The sequence below is a fragment of the Rhizosphaericola mali genome, from assembly GCF_004337365.2.
In the GTDB taxonomy this organism is placed as follows: Bacteria; Bacteroidota; Bacteroidia; order Chitinophagales; family Chitinophagaceae; genus Rhizosphaericola; species Rhizosphaericola mali.
Map to the genome: position 1 here is coordinate 379,115 of NZ_CP044016.1, position 15,885 is coordinate 394,999.

Here is a 15,885-nt window from a genome sequence, read left to right on the forward strand (position 1 = left end):
AAAAAACAATTTTCAAGATTCCACATTTCCAAAGGATACGAATCCTTTCGTAACAAATTTACGAAAGGCTGAAATTTATTTTTTCGGTTTGTGAAGTTTTTAATCAATTTTAACGTGTTTTCGTTAGAATCCATTTATCTTTCAACCTGATTTTTAGACGAATTATGAAAGTGATTAATGTTGGAATTTTAGGTTTTGGAAAAGGTGCGCAGATATACAATGCACCTATAATTCAATCTGTTAAAGGATTTAATTTAAAAAAAGGAAAGACAAATAACCCTACAAGTGTTGATTATGCGAAAGAACATTTTCCAGAAATGGAAGTTGTATCAACGGATGATGATATTTTAGACGATGCTGATATTCAATTAGTTATCATTGTAACTTCTAATACTTCACATTTTTCCTTGGCAAAAGCTGCATTGGAAAAAGGAAAAAACGTAATCGTAGACAAACCATTTACCATCACCACTGCGGAAGCGGATGAACTCATTGCGCTTGCTAATGAGAAGCATTTGATGTTGACGGTTCATCAAAACAGAAGGTTTGATGGAGATTTTCAGACTTTGCATAAATTATTGGAAAGCAATAAATTAGGAAATATTGCAACGTTTGAGATACATTTTGATCGGTTTAGAAATGAACCAAAATTGAATGCTTGGCGAGAAGAAGATATTCCAGGTTCGGGTGTATTATATGATTTGGGGGCACACATTTTCGATCAAGCAGTGCAACTGTTTGGTTTGCCACAATCGATAATGGGCGATGTCTTTTGCCAACGTAAGTTTAGCAAAGCCGTTGATGCTTTTAATGTCATTTGGAAATATGATTCTGGTTTGCGTATCGTATTGACTGCAAGTATGTTAGTAGCGCAAGATATGCCACATTATGTGCTCAATGGAGATAATGGGAGTTATGTAAAATATGGAATGGATCCTCAAGAAGATGCTTTGAGAACAGGAGAAAAACCTTCTGAAAATCCGAACTGGGGTGTGGAAAATCCTGCTAATTATGGCAAATTGGTATATTTCGATAAGAATAAAAAAGTAGAAGAAGTCGTCCCAACAGAAATAGGAGATTATCGACTATTTTACCAAAATATCTATGATCATTTGACAGATGGAGCGCAATTGAAAGTGCAAGCGTCGGAATCCAGAAACATCATCCGATTGATAGAATTAGCTATGCAAAGTACTGCTGAAAACAAATGGATTAATTGGTTTTAATACATCAACTAACCAATATAAATAACTGAATAATAATTAATTACAATGGAACGTAGAAAATTTCTACAACAATCAATTTTAGCAATGGGCGGCGTCCTTGCTTCCAAATATTCTATTGCAGGTTTGGGAAAAGAAGATTTTCCAATGGTACGTGTACCAATTGCTCAACGTCGATTTAAAAGTGATGCTGTAGAGCGAGTGATCAAAGAGGTACGCGGAAGTATCGGAAATAAAGAATTGGGATGGATATTTGAAAATTGTTTTCCCAATACGATAGATACAACTGTAGAATATTCCACTAAAGACAAGAAGCCTGATACTTATGTCATTACAGGTGACATTGATGCCATGTGGTTACGAGATAGTTCGGCGCAAGTTTGGCCATATTTACCCTTATGCAAAGAGGATAAAAATTTGCATAAAATGATTGAAGGGGTTATACGCAAACAAACAGAATTTATCCTTTTAGATCCGTATGCGAATGCATTTTACAATGATCCGAAGAAAGTGAGTGAATGGAAATCAGATCTTACAGATATGCGCCCTGGTGTGCATGAGCGTAAATGGGAGATTGATAGTCTTTGTTATACGATACGTTTGGCACATGGTTATTGGAAAATAACGGGAGATACTTCCATATTTACTCCGGATTGGCATAAAGCTATGTTATCTATCATACAGACGTTTAAAGAACAACAGCGCATTCTGGATGATGGACCTTACCATTTCCAACGAGTTACCAATAAAGCGACAGATACCCTTCCAATGGATGGATATGGCTATCCTGTGAAAGGCAATGGATTGATCTGTTCGATGTTTCGCCCAAGCGATGATGCAACGATTTATCCATACTTAATTCCTTCTAACTTATTCGCAGTCACATCTTTACAACAATTAGCGGAAATATGGGAAAAAACAGGGAAAGACGCAGCATGGATTACCTCTGCTAGAGATTTAGCTCGTACCGTTTGGCAGGCTATTCAAAATTATGGTACTACTTTTCATCCAAAATATGGTAAAATTTATGCATTTGAAACCAATGGTTTTGGTAGTTTCAATTTGATGGATGATGGCAATATTCCATCTTTGCTTTCGCTTCCATATTTGGGTGCGGTCCAAGAAACGGATCAAACTTATCTGAATACCAGGAAATATGTGCTTTCTGGAGATAATCCTTTTTATTTCCAAGGAGAGGCTGCAGAAGGTGTTGGTAGTCCACATACAGGAAAAGATCAGATTTGGCATTTGGCGATTATAATGCGTGCATTGACGAGCAACGACGATAAAGAAATCGCGCAAGCATTAAAATATATCCAAACGACGCACGCTGGGACAGGATTCATGCATGAATCTTTTGATAAAGATATTCCCATGAAATTTTCGCGTAAATGGTTTGCCTGGGCAAATACATTATGCGGTGAATTGATTTGGAAATTATATAAAGAGAAAAAGCATCTTTTAGATGCATAAAGTTTTAATAAGGCCTCCGATGCGGAGGCTTTATTTTTGAATAAAAATATCTAATTTAGGGTACATTTAATGCTAACAAATGGAAGATAATGTACTCATATTCATGGTGTTGATTTTTATTTTGAATCTAATGAATAGGGGAATTATCCCATTCATTATGCAAAGTTTTGCCAAAAGGAAATTGGTTAATTTTAGTGTGACTTCTTGGTAGGAAATCTTAATGGATTCTCTGATTTGCGGGCTGATTATTGGTACTGTATTTTATTTGAGTTCTCATGCAGGATCTAAAGATCATATTTCTATTAAATCAATTATTGGAAGCTGCTTTGCTTTGTTACTTTATGTAGTCTATGATTTTGTTATAAAGCCCATATTGTATTCAATAATACTAAGAAAGAGACGATTATTATACTTTGAGGATTATCTAAAGGACAATGGTTTCATTTATCCAATTTATCAATTAAATGAAAAGGTCATTAATATCTACGCGACAGGTGTATTAGATTCCTCAAAGAAAATATTGGTAGGTAAGGATCTATTAGAATTAGCAGATATCGATACTTTACATGGATTAATATGGCATGAATTGGGACATTTGAAAAATAATCATTTATGCAAAGTGTTTATAATCAATTCAATATGTACTTTGTTATATTTTATTTTATGGTTTAAATTGGGTCCTAAAATTTACAGTTCACCTTGTGCTCCATTGTTTGTTGCTTTGTTAGGCGGATTCCTAGGAGTTGTCATGGTTATCATTCCTGAATATTTTAGGAAAAAATATGAAATTCAAGCAGATCAATTTGCTGCCCAAAATTTTGGTAAAAATAATTATGCTGGAGTGCTAAATAAATTGAATGAAATGACAAATGGAGGTGTTGAAAAAGGAAATGTTTATTATCCAACATTGAAAGAAAGATTAGCGGCCATTTCAAACTAAATATTCTACATTTCCCTTATTTTTGTTAGTTCAAAAATTCTATTTTTTCGTTAAAAAAACATCTGATGAAGCAACTATTCTTGCTCCTTTTTTGTCTAATGTGCTATTGGGGAAATGCGCAAAATGTATCCGAAAATGCATTTCGTAAAGCTGGAAAAATTACAGCACCAACAACTGCCAAAACTTACCCAATGCATCTCTGGAATGATTTTATATTGATAGATGCAAAAGTAAATGGCGTTCCAGGTACTTTTATTTGGGATAATGGTTTGTCTTTTATTGCGTTAGATTCAATGTATGCAATTAAAGCCGGAGTTCATTTTCATAAGAAAAAAGAAGAGACGATCATTGATGGGAATGAAAAAACAATTCATCTAGAAGCTCAATATGCCGATAAGGTAGAAGTAGGTGCTTTTTCAGAAGAGCACGCGGCAGTTTTGGATTTAAATATTGATCATGGTGTTTTTAAAAATCGTGAACATGAGATAAGTGGATTGATCGGAGGAGGTTTTAGTAATCATTTCAATTGGTCTTTTGATTTTGATAAAATGTTGGTAACAATCTCTCCCAAGCCCATTCCTAAAGAAGGAATCCAACTTAAATATATTATTGATACATTCAATAACTTAGATTATTTCCCCATGACGATCAATGGTCAAGATATCTATGCTCAAGTAGACTTTGGCATGGTAGGAGAGGTTTTCAGTGCTACAGATCAATTAGCGCCATTATTTGAGGGACATCCTGTAGTCACTTCTGTGGGTTACAATAGTATTTCGGCAGGAGGACTAAATAGAGTGGATACAATTTATACAATACAAGATAATTATGAATACACCTTGAGTGGACACAAAATGTCAGAATTACCTAGATTAGAATTAAGTGGTAGCGAGACTGGATTCAAGATTGGTAGCCGATATTTTATGCATTATAATGTAACAATTAATAACCATGATTCGGTATATATTTTGTCCCCTCGGTTGACAGCCTTGCCGTCCAAATCTAGAAAAGCATATGGTGTGTTTGTCTTAAAAAAAAGAAATGAAATGTACATTGGTCGATTAAGCAATAATCCGAATCTAAACGGTAAAAATGTAGATCTCTTGCAAAAAGTTATATCTATCAATGGCAAAACAGCAAAAGATTTTTACGGTATTATGGATATTAGAGATTATCAAGAAAAATTAAAAAACGCAGGAAAAGATATGGTCTTAAAAATGGAGGATGGAAATGTATATAAATTTACACCGCAAGATGATATTGCAAATTAATTGAAATACAATTCATTGTGTAGTTTACTTTCAAAATGTATTGGCGATGAATTTACAATAGTTTGCATATTGATCTGCTTGTGATTTCGGATAGGTGATGGTTATGGTTTGCAATACTTTTGCAGGTCCAGTATTAAAATAATTATTCAATTGTGTTAGTTTGGTTTTTCTGTAAAAAATCTTTCCTTCTTTAGTTATTCCAGAAACGATGAAATCATTTATACCAATTAGTTTGTAAGTGATTTTACCTTCTTTATTTAAAAATTTCAATTCTTGGGAGAGATTATTGATTTCCTCATTTTCCAATGAACCATAAGCTCTGATTTCCGTCTTTTCATCATTGGAAATAATAACGCAACCATCACCATTGTCCGATTCTGGTTGCGCTGTAAAGTCTTTGGGATAATCTATGCAAAATTGAAATCTCGCATTGCAATAATTCTTATAATTTTCTTGCCCAAAGGAACATAGCGGAAAACTGAAAAGGAAAAAGAATACGAGTAATTTTTTAATTATCATCCAACGAAATTATTTATTATGAATTTGGGAGTTTTTAAATAGTCTTATCCATCCAGTTTTGGAAATAACTAAAGTTTTTCTAGGAGTGTTATATCCAATTGGATATATGTCAAATGCTAAGTTCTTAGTTCCCAGCACATTACCCATTTTTAATGGAATAATTCGCACCTTGTTTATTGAAAATTCATTGTCTTTGAAATCATCAAATATTCCCAATACATATTCATAAAAATCTTTTTCTTCACTAATAGATGAAAATGTAAATTGATCATGTACTGTCTAAAAGAAGCGATTATATATATAAAAAATCCAATACTGATAGTTACATTTAATTTTTATAATGCAAACTTTTCCAAGTTTCTAAAGCCCAATTTTTATCATCTTCTTCATCGTAATAAAATACGGATTGGACAATTTCATTACCAGCTATTGAAAATCCATAGATGACATCATAGCTTTTATAATTATCAGATTCTTTAATCCGATATCCTATACGAGGAGTTACATCTTCAGAAAATTCAAATAATTCTAATGTTGGAGCCATTGTTTGATCTCTATTTTCGATATCGGTTTTGTACATTTTATATAAATCCGTTTCATTGTTATCTAAATCATCCCAAATAATCAATCGCACAGATTTATCACCTGTAGTAAAATATAAGCTTCCGTCTTCTTCTAATTTACTTTCAAATAAATTATTGATATCAAATGACCATTCTTGGGTTAATTGTTTGGAAATTAAATAATCACTATCCAACTTGAAATCATGTATTCCGTGCCAATCGGAATTTTCTGTTATTCTTTCAAAAACGGACCCTATCCCTTTTAAAAGGAGAGCTGCAATGGATGGATCTATTTGTAATAAAGTAGATGGGTTATAAATACCACTATTGTTTGGATCATTCGTATATTCATCCGATTCCTGTCCTGAAAATATACGCCAACCGCTATCTTTTGGATTCATTGGCTTTTCTCGATACATAAATTGGGGGCGTATTTTCGACTCAATAACCATTTTTGAAACGATCAAACCGCCAATATGTGGAAAATCGGAAAAATCACTTAAATAGTGAGGATTATCCGTACTAACTTCTTCTATTTCAATATTTTCCATCAAGAAATTGAAATATTTTTTCTCTTCCTCTTTAAATATATCTTCCTTTTCAAGCTGGAATGCCTTGTGTAAATAATGAAGTGCCCATTCTTCTGAATTATTTTCAAAATATACTTGTCCCAATCTCAACATGATAAATGGATTGTTTTCTGCATTTGAAGCACGATTTTCTAATGCATTTTTTAAATGGAATAATGCATTAGCATAATCTTTAGATTGAAAATAAGCATCGCCTATAGAAGCTTCTAACCAAATAGATTCATTATATTGTTCTTGGGGGGTAGGAATATATGTTAGTGCTTGTTTCCAAAGACCAATTGCTCCATTATAATCTTGTTTATCGTCCATCAATTGATTGCCTTCAATGGCTAATTCATCTATTTTTTGAGCAACTTCTTGGGAAAGGGTATACATAAACCTGTTATTTATTTTCCTCTTGATATTTCAGATCGAAATCTATCATCCATTCGATACCATATTTATCTCTAAACATTCCAAAATAGGAATTCCAAAAGCTTTCCGAAAGTGGAACTTCGACCTCTCCGCCTGCAGATAATCCTGCGAATAAACGTTCTGCTTCCTCTTTGGATGTGGCACTGATGGCGATTTTGCTTCTATTTTCTTTTTCGTTAACGGTTCCCATAAAGGATGGAACATCGCTTGCCATCAAGGTATCCACACCTATAGGCAAAGCTATATGCATGATTTTGTTGGCATCCTCCTCGGATATCGGCGGAAAATTAGGATCACTTGGAATGTCTTTCATTCGCACAATTGTTGCAAATTCTCCTCCGAAAACAGATTTGTAAAATGTAAAAGCTTCTTCTGCATTTCCATTGAAATGAAGATGTGTATTGATTTTTGGCATGGTGAATATTTTGCATTCAAATTACAATAGTTTGGGATAAAATGATGCAAATTCCAAAGAAATAAAAGTTATTTTTCTATAAGTAAATGCAAGTTGCATAATGTTAAAATCTAATTTCAATTTGTTCTTAATATTTGTAGTAGGTACATTTGTTAAGCCACTAAATACACATCGCTATGTACTTTTTTAATAAAAAAACAATTGGAATCATGCTTGCTATTGGCTTTGCAAATTTTTCCAATGCACAAACGAATCCGAAAAATATGAGTGACAATACAGTCGAACAATTAGGCATCATCAGAACAAAACCAGGCACTTGGAATACTTATTTGCCTATCATGTTACACAATGTCAAAAGTTCGAGAAAGGAAAAAGGAAATATCTCTTTTACCTTATATCAACCCGAAGATGGGGCAGAAGTGGGTATTTGGTTGGAACGCTGGCACAACCAAGCGGCTATGGAAAATCATTTTACGTATGATTATTTGAAAGCCGTACGTAAAACTGTTCCTGAGGTAAAAGATGGTGCTGTGACGCAAATTTCCCTAAAAGAAGTGGCGGCCATTCCTGCAAAAACAGTACAATTAAATGGTGTAGCGCCGCAAAGAAACGTAATTGTTATATTTGAACCCAAAACAGAAGAGCGGGACGCATTTCTAAAAGCTATCGCGGATGTGACACCTCATGCGAGAAAAGCGCCGGGCAATTACGGTTTTAATATTTATGAAGATGTGGCTAATCCGGACAGATTTGTTTTGGTAGAGGGTTGGAAAGACGCGGCTGCACACGATGCACACATGGCGCAAGCGTATTCCAAAGATTTTGATAAAGCTACAGCAGGAATATTTAAAGTGGATCCAATGTCTGAACGTTGGTTAGCGAAAGATATTTCGGAATAGAAGTATAACTATACCTTACAAATGCCCCAAGAGATTGGGGCATTTGTATTTAAGATGAACTGATATTGGAAAAAAACTCTCATTTATTTTACCATTCATCACACTCATTCTTTATAAGAAATAACTTATTAACCATAGGTAAATATTTATCCAAAATTGATTTTCTAAACTTCTAATTTCAATACATCTAAAACTTTAAAAATGAAAAATATCTTCTTAGTATTCTTATCCATCTTATTAATTAAAAATGGATATAGTCAAGCAAATGTTGATAGTACATCCGCAGAAGTAAATAGAAGATTGCATATTATCGGAAAGGATGATCAACATCTAAGGTTTTCCCTATTGAAAAAAAAGTCCAATGACTCCTTGTTAAAGCAAATTAATAAAGTCGATAGTATCAACGAAAACTATGTATTGCAACTTTTGGAAAACAATGGCTGGAATAAGTATGAATTAGACGAGTCATCCAACCATGTGATTTTTCTAGTACTAGATCACATGAACAAAAAAGATGTAGCTATAATGGAACAATATGCTCCTTTAATGAAAGAAAAAGCGGATGCCGGTAAATTAGATAAGTCAGATTATGCTACATTTTTTGATAGAATATGTAAGTATAAAAATGAGCCACAATATTACGGAACGCAATTTGTGAAGATTGGGAAAGATCAATATGTTTGGCCTATTAACGATGTAGAAAATGTAGATAAAAGAAGAGCTAGTGTAGATTTGCCAGATATGGAATCATACATTGGATTAGTAAAATCGATGGCAAAAAAGACCGTTGTTTTTAATAAAAAAATGACTATCGATGAAATACTTGCGTTGCAAAAAGCCAATGAGGCAAAAAATTAAATTATAGCGTTTACTTTTCCATAATTTATTTTAAAATTTGACATAATTAGATAACAGAATTTGGCAGTTTTGTATCTAAATGAGGAAAATTTATTGCAGTAATTAAAGTTTTTCTAATGATAAAATTTCTATTAGTTCTTATAATGCTTCCTTTGATAGTCTTTGCCCAAAAGCATAAATGGGATAATGTAATAAAGGTTTCTATAAGAGATGGCAATGTAAATAAGGATTCTTTAACTATAATGAATAGTGATATGTCTCCTGATTTTTATAATAAGCAAAATTCAGAATCTAATCTTGTTATGAATAATAAAACTCAGTTTGCCAATAACTATGTCAATCCTCAACTCTATTTTCTCTTTTTCAAAAGTGATGTCAATCATTATTTTTCTAGACCAGGATTTATTTTTCTTGACGCAACTACGGATAGTATAATTGTAGACTATAAGAATCCTTATCTAAGTTATGCTAATGGGAAATCCTCAACGGAATATCGTAATAAATTTTTACCATTTTTATCCAAAAACTTAGACTTTGATTCAAGTTCAAAATATCATGCTAGTATCCGTTGGGATTCTACTGAATTGTATGATACTATAATATATAATTATACCAAAACCCATAATTCGTCCTATGTTGCTCTATGGTTGCTTGTGGATAGGTTTTCCAATATGGGTTATGCTAACATGCGCGAAAAAACACTTAATCTATTCTCTCCAAAAATAAAAAAAACGAAAACTTGGCAAGTCTTATATAACAAACTTGGCAAGTCTCTTGTGAAAGAAGGACATCTCTTTCCAAAATTGAGTTTAGAAGATACAACATCGAATAAGAAGATCCTTAACTTAAATAAAAGCTATAAATATACTTTAATTGATTTTTGGTTTAGTCGCTGTAAACCTTGCTTGGCGCAAATTTCCTACATTAAGCAATTGTATAACAAAGATCATCCCTCCAACAAATTGGATGTAATAAGTATATCAACTGACAATAGTATGGATAGAAAAGAAAAACTATGGGAAAAAAGATTACAGCAATTAGGAATGAATTGGCCGCAATATATGGATGAAAATGCAACAATTGCATCCTCCGCATATATAATCGAGTTTCCCACCAATTTTCTTATTGATCAAAATGGGTATGTCATAAAAAAGAATATTTCACTTGCCGATTTGGATAAATTATTGAAATGAGATTTTAATTAATAGGATCGCTGATTAGCATTTATTTTGATCATTTGGAGATTTCTTGAGGTGGATTGATAGTTTCTATAAATAATAAGCCATCTGTAATTTTGGAAACATTATGATCGGTTATGAAATGTCCGTAAACACTGCTACTCTCTAACCAATTTGATGGAATCATATCATATTGCTTTCTAAAGTCTATAAATTGATAAGGCTGATTGTTTTGCTTTAGACAACTTTCTATACTATTATTCTTTATTTTGGGAAATTTTAATTTTGCAAAAAATATTCTATAACCAGCATTTATAGAGGTTGTTAAGATGCAATAATATTTATCATTTAGGGATTGCTTTATCGATACTCCAGCTCTAGCTTTGACTTTACTATAATCACGATCAAATGATAGATGTGTATTTGCGGACCATAGCATCAATTTCTTGTTTTTAAATGTAATATTGCAAAGTTGAAGAATATTTATTGCCATCATAGAATCTCGGGATCCCGAGTTCATGTTAAAATGTCTTCTGTAATCAATTTGCATATTTTGTAAAAGGCTAACCCATTTTAGTATTTCTCTAGTGCTATCCTTTTTCGCAATTTCATAAAATTGATTGAAATTATTGTATAAGAGCAGAGTATCCTCCTTAGGCAGCTTATTATAGTAATTAGAAAATTTTATTTCCTTTCTCAATGCTCTTGCGAGCAAGCTTGTATCTTTTAAAATTTTGATGCCCGTTTTATTTTCTATTTTTTGTAAAACCTTAAAATAATCTTCAACAAAATATTTTTTAGAATATTCTCCCGAAAATTGACAATCGAAACCCGCCAAAATAAGAGGATGAGACGTTGATTGGGTTTCGTTAATATATTTCGCAAGTTCAGCGACTTCTTTTGTATGCCACACACCAAATATCGCATTAAATAAACTTTGTTGGTTGGTTTCGTGAGAATTTTGAATTTCATCATTTGCCTTATTGCAATCGTATATACCGCTTTCAAATGCTATTACGTCAAAATTTAAATTTTCATGTAAATATTTGATCAGCCGCACTTTTGCTTCATAAGTAGAACCGTCGTAATGACTTTGTTCCCCAAGTCCAACAACTTTAACATTTTGAAGTGTTTTGTTCAAGAATTGCAAATCTTGAAAATTTGTATCTAATGAAGAAATGCTCTTTAATATATGGATGTTATTTTGACTATAGCAAAATCCAAAATTTAATAACATTATTATAAGAAAATATATGATTCTTCTATGCATGATTTGAAATTTTATTACAAATTTTATGGTGTTTTCGTCACAATATACTCAAAAAATTGCCCATACAACTACACAAAACTCATCACCGCCCACAACCCTGCGCAAGAGATAAAAATCCACAATACAATGCCTTGAATCAATGGTCGGACCCCAACACTTGCGAGCATTTTCCTATTGAGTCCGCAACCAATAAGGAAAAGCGTTAATGTCAAACCTGCTTTGGCAATTAGGGTAATTGTGTGACTACACATTTGCACAAAAGGAAGGTAAGTATTGGCAATCATCGCCAATATGAAAATGCCAATAAACCAAGGAATTTTGACTTTTCCACCTTTGTTTTTGAATAGAAATGTAGCTCCAAATGCTACGGGAATGATCCACAATGCACGGGCTAATTTGACTGTAGTTGCGATTTCCAAAGCTTGTGTGCCGTATTTACTAGCGGCGCCGACAACCGAACTAGTATCATGTATCGCAATCGCACTCCAAATACCAAATTGTATTTGGCTCAGATGCAAACTATGGCCGATCATTGGAAAAAGGAATAATGCTACGGAATTCAATAAGAAAACCGTTCCCAAAGCCACAGACATTTGCTTTTCTTCCGCTTTGATGACAGGAGCTACGGCGGCAATCGCACTTCCGCCGCAGATGGCTGTGCCCGCAGAGATCAAGAAAGAGGATTTTTTGTCGATTTTAAATATTTTTCCCAATAAATAACCAATAGTCAATGTGGCAATAATGGAAAATATGGTAAATACAATTCCTTGTTTGCCTGCGTGAATGGCTGTTTGTACATTCATGCCAAAACCCAAACCGACAACGGAAATTTGCAACAAAATATGTGTGGCTTTATGGTTGAGATGTAAGTACGGATGACCGACAAATTGGGCAATAATTATTCCAAGAAACAATGCCATCGGAGGCGTAATGAGTGGAGACAAACAAAGGACGACTAAAGATAAAAATACCAATTCTCTTGTGCTAATGCGCCTATCTAAAAAGCGTTGAAATTTGTTGGTCGTTGCGTTGATTTTGAAATCTGTTTGCATAATTACTGTTTATTTGAACAGTACAAATTTCAGTCGTTTTATAACAAATCTTACATTGCAAATACTTATAAGCGATTACTTAAAGTTATACTTAAGCGCAAATTGGATAAAGAAGTCAGGTAGATAGTCAGACTTTCCTTGTGTTTGGATAAAGTTGAAAGTTCGGTCAATTTCCAAACCTTTGACATCCAGAATTGCACATTCATTATTGTTCAATTCTTTCAAAATAGCATACACGGACAAAAACGCAACTGCATTGGAATGAAGCAGATAAGACTTGATCGTTTCCGAGCTATCAAGCCGCATTTCCGTAGGTAAATCCGCAATATTGATTCCGACTTTTTTCAACGCAAAAGCAATCACCTCTAAGGTACCCGAACCCGGTTCGCGCAAAATAAAAGAGCATTGTAATAAATCTGGCAATTTGAGATGTGGTTTTTGAAATAGCGTATGACCACGCCGCGCGACCAAAACCAATTCGTCTTTTAAAAATGGCGTGAATTGGAAATGTGTATTTTGGGACTTGCCCTCGATGATGCCCAGATCGATTTCTCCATTTTGTAAAGCTGTTTCAATATGTTCAGAATTTCCTGTAACTAACTGAATATGAATATCTTTGAATTTGGAATGAAAAGACGCTAGGATAGGAGGTAAGATATATTGCGCGGCGGTCGTACTCGCTCCGATTCGCAGATTACCTGTTTTGTTTTGGGTAAATGCACCCAGTTCGATTTCCATATTGTTATAAATGGAAAAAATCTGTTCTACATATTGCAATAATGTAGCACCAGCGGCTGTCAACTGGATTTTAGAACCATTTCGATCAAATAATTTGACTTTAAAATGATTTTCCAATTCTTTGATATGCTTGGTAACTGCTGGTTGCGTTATGAAAAGTTCTTCTGCGGCTTTTGTAAAATTGAGTCGTTTGGATACGGTATGAAAAACTTTTAATCGGAAATCAAACATCTAGCGAAATTAAGAGACTTTCTGTAGATTTTTTCCTCAAAGAGTAATTTGATTAATACTTACATTTATGTGAATATAATTATATAATCATGAAAGCCGCAATCAATTTAATTATCATATTATTGTTTTTAGCACCTAAGAATTTGCGATCCCAAATTAATGATTCAATCTCCACCAAAGAAAATCAAAAAGGAACCTTTAATTCCTCTTTTTCACTCAATAGAAGTTGGAGTCCTGATGAATTTCAAATAGTAATTGATAGTTTAAATGCTCATTTCAATGATAAAAATTTCCATCCACCAATATTAGAGAATAATGATTCTAGTATTTTAAACAAATTGACAACGTTTAAAGAATATTGGTTTTTAGAAAATTCTTTATTGAAACCTAAAGACAAAATCTCTGCAATTATGCAGATATACAAGCCACTTTCTGTTCTTATGTCAAATTATTATCGTGTAGGAAATTCTAAAAATGGAAAATTGGTATATGAAAAAGAAATTTCTTCATTAGGAGGAATTATATTCAAATTCACAATAAGTCAATTTAAGCAATTTGACAACTTCTTTAGTGATTCAATCCATCCAACTGAGATTCAATTAGATGGATTAAAGAAAATGTTACATGGTACGAATACAATGTTGGCCGGCTATTTAATAATTTTTGAAAAAGACTACAATCAGTTTTCTAATAGTTCTATTTGTGAAATGTGCAAATCATTTCAAGAGTTATTTGATTTTATGTACTCAAGGGAAGATATTCAAACCAAATTGGAATTTAATAAACGTATCAAATTACTAAAGAAGAATAGTACATTCTTTTGTATAAGAGAAATATTAAAAAATAAATAATCAATTACCGATGAGCGAAATCCAAATTATAATCGCCTTTGATACGCTCCATTGGTGGGTTGTAATAACCATATTTCAAATGTGGAAATTCCTCTTGTATAGCTTCCAATACTTGTTTTACGCCACCAAATTCGCCCGTTTCCGTCATTCCGATTAATCCTAAATACCAATCAGGATCAATATTGAAATTACGCCATTGAATCATATTCAACCCCGTTTCTTTAATTAACGTACGCAAAGCTTCGTATTCTGCATCGGTGTCTGTCATGCCGGGAAATACGAAATAGTTGATGCTCGCCCATTTATTGTAATGACGCATCACTTTCAAACTTTCCACAATATCTTCAAATTGGTAATTGTTGGGACGATAATAAGCGGTGTAAATACTTTTTTGAGCAGAATTTAAACTTACACGTATACTATCTAAACCCACTTCGCACAATTTTTTTACAGCATCTGGTTTAGATCCATTTGTATTTATATTGATACTTCCTTTATCCGTTTTGCTACGAATTGCAATGATGGATTCGCGAATGGTTTCCCACATAAGTAATGGTTCGCCCTCGCAACCTTGTCCAAAACTTACAATTGGATAAGGTGCATTTTCCAAATGAGGTACGGTATATTCAATAATTTCTTCCGCCGTAGGTTTGAATGTTAGACGATCTTGTGTCGAAACGATTGTTTCTTCTTCTGGTTGGAAGGAGATACAACCGATACAATTCGCATTACAAGCAGGAGAGGACGGTATTGGACACTCCCAACGACTTAACGCAAAATTACGCGCTGCCGGACATTCGTAAGTGTCGACACAATTGTGCATCAAGTGTTGCACAAGACGATTATTGGGATATTTTTCTTTTAGATATTGCGAACCTTCTTTGACCAATTCGCCATCGTAACCTTCACATTCTTGGCGAATGTCTTGTTCGATGCGGACTGCCGGAACTAAATATTTTTCATTATACCAACCAGCAGCCGTATAACAAAATAAAGGCAAAGTTGGTGCATCTTCAATCGTTTCGTACGCTGCTAAAAACAAACCCGTATGTGCAGGAGGTATGAATGCTGCAACAGCCCAACCTTTCTCACAAAGACGCATTTCTCCCGTTTTTACATCAATACCGATGCCTCGACGACCTGGTAATTCGTACAGATTGCCACCATCTGGTAATTCAATCCAATCTTCTAATGGAACTTCAAACGCGTCCCAGCCCTCACGACCAACCGTATATAAAGTTTGGTCTTCATAAATATTACCTTGTCCATCCGAATACATTAAAAAGGGAGAATGTTTTAATCGCATGCTGCAAAGGTAAATCGAAATTAGGAACTGATAAATTGAACTTTTTTATTTCGTATTGCAAAATAAATTTATCGTAATTCAATAAAAATATTTT

At 33.5% G+C, this 15,885-nt stretch carries 15 protein-coding genes; 8 read left to right on the forward strand and 7 right to left on the reverse strand.

The genetic code is table 11. The annotated features are described in order from the left end of the window. Nucleotides 1-164: 164 nt before the first annotated feature. The 4 genes from E0W69_RS01590 (at nt 165) to E0W69_RS01605 (ending at nt 4,907) form a co-directional block, all read left to right on the forward strand. Nucleotides 165-1,226: a Gfo/Idh/MocA family oxidoreductase gene (locus tag E0W69_RS01590; protein ID WP_131328283.1), complete on the forward strand. Its 1,062-nt coding sequence runs from the start codon at nt 165-167 to the stop codon at nt 1,224-1,226. 45 nt (nt 1,227-1,271) lie between these two features. After that, nucleotides 1,272-2,696: a glycoside hydrolase family 125 protein gene (locus E0W69_RS01595; RefSeq protein ID WP_131328284.1), complete on the forward strand. Its 1,425-nt coding sequence runs from the start codon at nt 1,272-1,274 to the stop codon at nt 2,694-2,696. 220 nt (nt 2,697-2,916) lie between these two features. Next, nucleotides 2,917-3,636 carry a M48 family metallopeptidase gene (locus E0W69_RS01600; protein WP_131328285.1) on the forward strand — a complete coding sequence of 240 codons (720 nt, stop codon included), beginning with the start codon at nt 2,917-2,919 and terminating at the stop codon, nt 3,634-3,636. A 65-nt stretch (nt 3,637-3,701) separates the two neighbouring features. After that, nucleotides 3,702-4,907 (forward strand): pepsin/retropepsin-like aspartic protease family protein, encoded by a 1,206-nt coding sequence (locus tag E0W69_RS01605; RefSeq protein ID WP_131328286.1) that lies wholly within the window; start codon nt 3,702-3,704, stop codon nt 4,905-4,907. Between the two features lie 30 nt (nt 4,908-4,937). Here the strand turns inward: E0W69_RS01605 and E0W69_RS01610 are convergent, their stop codons facing one another. The 3 genes from E0W69_RS01610 to E0W69_RS01620 form a co-directional block, all read right to left on the reverse strand. Beyond that, a complete protein-coding gene (locus tag E0W69_RS01610) occupies nt 4,938-5,426 on the reverse strand; it encodes a hypothetical protein (RefSeq protein WP_131328287.1) in 489 nt (162 codons plus the stop codon). Between the two features lie 328 nt (nt 5,427-5,754). Then, complete coding sequence (locus E0W69_RS01615) at nt 5,755-6,954, reverse strand: immunity protein Imm33 domain-containing protein (protein ID WP_131328288.1); 1,200 nt, start codon at nt 6,952-6,954, stop codon at nt 5,755-5,757. 7 nt (nt 6,955-6,961) lie between these two features. After that, nucleotides 6,962-7,408, reverse strand: a complete 447-nt coding sequence (locus E0W69_RS01620; RefSeq protein ID WP_131328289.1) for a VOC family protein — start codon at nt 7,406-7,408, stop codon at nt 6,962-6,964. Nucleotides 7,409-7,584: 176 nt separating this feature from the next. Between E0W69_RS01620 and E0W69_RS01625 the strand changes: the two genes are divergently transcribed. The 3 genes from E0W69_RS01625 to E0W69_RS01635 all read left to right on the forward strand — a co-directional run bounded on the left by E0W69_RS01625 (nt 7,585) and on the right by E0W69_RS01635 (nt 10,358). Continuing rightward, nucleotides 7,585-8,307 carry a putative quinol monooxygenase gene (locus tag E0W69_RS01625; protein WP_131328290.1) on the forward strand — a complete coding sequence of 241 codons (723 nt, stop codon included), beginning with the start codon at nt 7,585-7,587 and terminating at the stop codon, nt 8,305-8,307. Between the two features lie 201 nt (nt 8,308-8,508). Beyond that, nucleotides 8,509-9,165, forward strand: a complete 657-nt coding sequence (locus E0W69_RS01630; RefSeq protein ID WP_131328291.1) for a DUF6624 domain-containing protein — start codon at nt 8,509-8,511, stop codon at nt 9,163-9,165. A 116-nt stretch (nt 9,166-9,281) separates the two neighbouring features. Further along, nucleotides 9,282-10,358: a TlpA family protein disulfide reductase gene (locus E0W69_RS01635; RefSeq protein WP_131328292.1), complete on the forward strand. Its 1,077-nt coding sequence runs from the start codon at nt 9,282-9,284 to the stop codon at nt 10,356-10,358. A 40-nt stretch (nt 10,359-10,398) separates the two neighbouring features. Here the strand turns inward: E0W69_RS01635 and E0W69_RS01640 are convergent, their stop codons facing one another. The 3 genes from E0W69_RS01640 to E0W69_RS01650 form a co-directional block, all read right to left on the reverse strand. Next, nucleotides 10,399-11,580 carry an erythromycin esterase family protein gene (locus E0W69_RS01640; protein WP_191967932.1) on the reverse strand — a complete coding sequence of 394 codons (1,182 nt, stop codon included), beginning with the start codon at nt 11,578-11,580 and terminating at the stop codon, nt 10,399-10,401. A 101-nt stretch (nt 11,581-11,681) separates the two neighbouring features. Beyond that, nucleotides 11,682-12,665, reverse strand: coding sequence for a YeiH family protein (locus tag E0W69_RS01645; RefSeq protein WP_131328294.1), 984 nt, complete (start codon nt 12,663-12,665; stop codon nt 11,682-11,684). Nucleotides 12,666-12,740: 75 nt separating this feature from the next. Beyond that, nucleotides 12,741-13,634, reverse strand: a complete 894-nt coding sequence (locus E0W69_RS01650; RefSeq protein WP_131328295.1) for a LysR family transcriptional regulator — start codon at nt 13,632-13,634, stop codon at nt 12,741-12,743. A gap of 89 nt (nt 13,635-13,723) precedes the next feature. Here E0W69_RS01650 and E0W69_RS01655 point away from each other — a divergent pair, with 89 nt between their 5' ends. After that, nucleotides 13,724-14,485, forward strand: a complete 762-nt coding sequence (locus E0W69_RS01655) for a hypothetical protein (protein ID WP_131328296.1) — start codon at nt 13,724-13,726, stop codon at nt 14,483-14,485. Between the two features lie 4 nt (nt 14,486-14,489). Here E0W69_RS01655 and E0W69_RS01660 read toward each other — a convergent pair whose 3' ends face one another. After that, nucleotides 14,490-15,791: a radical SAM protein gene (locus tag E0W69_RS01660; RefSeq protein WP_131328297.1), complete on the reverse strand. Its 1,302-nt coding sequence runs from the start codon at nt 15,789-15,791 to the stop codon at nt 14,490-14,492. Nucleotides 15,792-15,885: the final 94 nt, after the last annotated feature.